The sequence below is a fragment of the Halomonas garicola genome, assembly GCF_031935715.1.
In the GTDB taxonomy this organism is placed as follows: domain Bacteria; phylum Pseudomonadota; class Gammaproteobacteria; order Pseudomonadales; family Halomonadaceae; genus Vreelandella; species Vreelandella garicola.
In genome coordinates, this window is sequence record NZ_JASSZF010000064.1 from 1 (window position 1) to 2,103 (window position 2,103).

2 protein-coding genes and 1 pseudogene are annotated in these 2,103 nt (G+C 62.5%); 1 reads left to right on the top strand and 2 read right to left on the bottom strand.

Features of this window, described 5'->3' with window-relative positions:
* Positions 1 to 104: pseudogene (locus RS027_RS13415) on the top strand (IS5/IS1182 family transposase); the annotation flags it as partial.
* 208 nt (positions 105 to 312) lie between these two features.
* Here the strand turns inward: RS027_RS13415 and RS027_RS13420 are convergent.
* A complete protein-coding gene (locus tag RS027_RS13420; protein WP_311957746.1) occupies positions 313 to 669 on the bottom strand; it encodes a hypothetical protein in 357 nt (118 codons plus the stop codon).
* Positions 670 to 846: 177 nt separating this feature from the next.
* The gene (locus RS027_RS13425; RefSeq protein WP_311957747.1) at positions 847 to 1,839 is read right to left on the bottom strand and encodes an LLM class flavin-dependent oxidoreductase; all 993 of its coding nucleotides are present in this window, start codon (positions 1,837 to 1,839) and stop codon (positions 847 to 849) included.
* Between the last annotated feature and the right edge of the window lie 264 nt (positions 1,840 to 2,103).

Consider the following 2,103-nt stretch of genomic DNA (forward strand, 5'->3'; position numbering starts at 1 on the left):
GATTGAAACCGTATCGCGCCATTGCGACGCGCTACGATAAGCTCAAACGAAATTACGAAAGCATGGTGGCCTTGGCATGCGGCTTTTTATGGCTACCAATGTGAAACGTCAACAGGCCCTAGCACGCTCACCACCCCTCAACGGGACGCCGTTGTGAAGAAAATACGAAGATACAGCCGTACAAGCGAAGGGCGTCCCCTGCGGCCCTCCACGCTGCCGGTCACAGCGGGGCAGTCAGCAAAAAGGGGCGACACGCTGCTTGCGTGCCGCCCCTTCGCTGCTCAAGAAATAATCGATATCAGGCGCTGCGCGTTACCACGCGGCGTCTTCGCCCTCACCCTCCTGGGCGCCGCCGGGCTGTTCGCTTTGGGCTTCGCTGTCCGGCTCGTCGTAGCTGCCCGGCAAGCCGTCCTGCTCATCCTGCGGGGCGTCGGCGGCGTCACCGGACATGGCCGGCGGTGCACTCTGCCCGGCATCGGCGGGCGGCTCGGGCCGGGAGTTGCTGATCTGATCGTCCTGACCGGACGGCTGCTCCATGGTGCCCTGGTCGTCGGCGCTATCGACCCCTTCGTCAGCGGCACCGGCAACTCCGATACCCCCGACGCTCAACGCGCCCGCGGCCAGCAGAGCAAGGACGCTTTGCTTCTTAGCATAAGGAAATAAACGCATGATGATCACTCCAATCTCTTTGCCTGGTACGCCAATAAAATGACTGCTGACACAGGCGCGAAGCGCATCGCTTCTTTTTGCCTGTTACTCATCAGTCAGCGTCAACGCGGCAAAGTTTCCGCGCCGGCGCCGCCAAAAGGGCCAAACAATGTGTAAATCATCCGCTGCGAGGAGCCGCTACCGCCGCAGCTCGTCCAGAAGTTCGATGGAGCGCAGGCGGTCTTCTCGGGCATAAACGTCGGTAACCACCATCAGCTCGTTGGCTCCGGTTTGCTCAAGAAAGGCGTCTAAGCCTTCGCGCACGCCGTCGGGGTCGCCGACCACCGCCGCGCCCAGGTTCTGGGCCACGGCGGCCTGTTCCCGGGGCGACCAGTCAAGCGATTCCGCCGGCGGCAGAGTGCGGGTGCTCCGCCCCCGGTGCAGATTGAGAAACTTCTGCTGGGCGGTGGTATTCAGGTAGTGGGCGTAAGAGTCGCTTTCGGCCACGACCACCGGCATACCCACCATGGCGTAGGGCTCATCGAGCACGTCCGACGGGCGGAACTCCCGGCGGTATAGCGCCAGCGCTTCCAGCAGATAGCCGGGCGCAAACTGCGCGGCGAAGGCAAACGGCAGCCCCAGCCGCCCGGCAAGCTGAGCGCTGTAGCCGCTGGAGCCCAGCAGCCAGAGGGGCACGTGGGTATCCTGGCCGGGCACGGCGCGAATGCGCTGCTCGGGGCCCGGCGTGCCCAGGTAGCGGCGCAGCTCTTCAAGGCGCTCGGGGAAATCCTCCACCCCGGCAAACGGATCCCGGCGCAGGGCACGCATGGTCGCCCTGTCGGACCCCGGCGCCCGGCCAAGGCCCAGGTCAATCCGCCCGGGGTACAGCGTTTCGAGGGTGCCAAACTGTTCGGCAATCACCAGCGGCGAGTGGTTGGGCAGCATGATGCCGCCGCTGCCCACGCGGATGTTTTGCGTCTGGCCGGCGACGTGGCCAATCAACACCGAGGTTGCCGCGCTGGCGATGCCGTCGATGTTGTGATGCTCTGCCAGCCAGTAGCGGTTGTAGCCCAGCGCATCGGCCCGCCGAGCCAGCGCCACGCTGTCGTCAAAAGCTTCACCGGCGCTGCCGTCGTGGCGGATAGGCGCCAGATCCAGCACCGAAAGCGGCGTCTCACGAAGTAACGACATATCGGCCTCACTGTTCAGGAAAGTTACGTCAGGAAAGTTACGTCAGGAAAGTCACCTCAGAAAAGGGCACGCCCCGATCGAGGGTCAGCCTGCCTCGATTGAAGATAAGAGAATGGCGGTATAACATCCGTCACGCGCTATTCGCTAGGGTGTGTTAACAATCATTAGTTTCGTTTAAACTGATTTAGTATTCATAGATTTTGGTGGGCCATGAGTCGGTTGAAGTTACGCGATGATCAGTGGGAGCGAATCGAGCACCTGCTC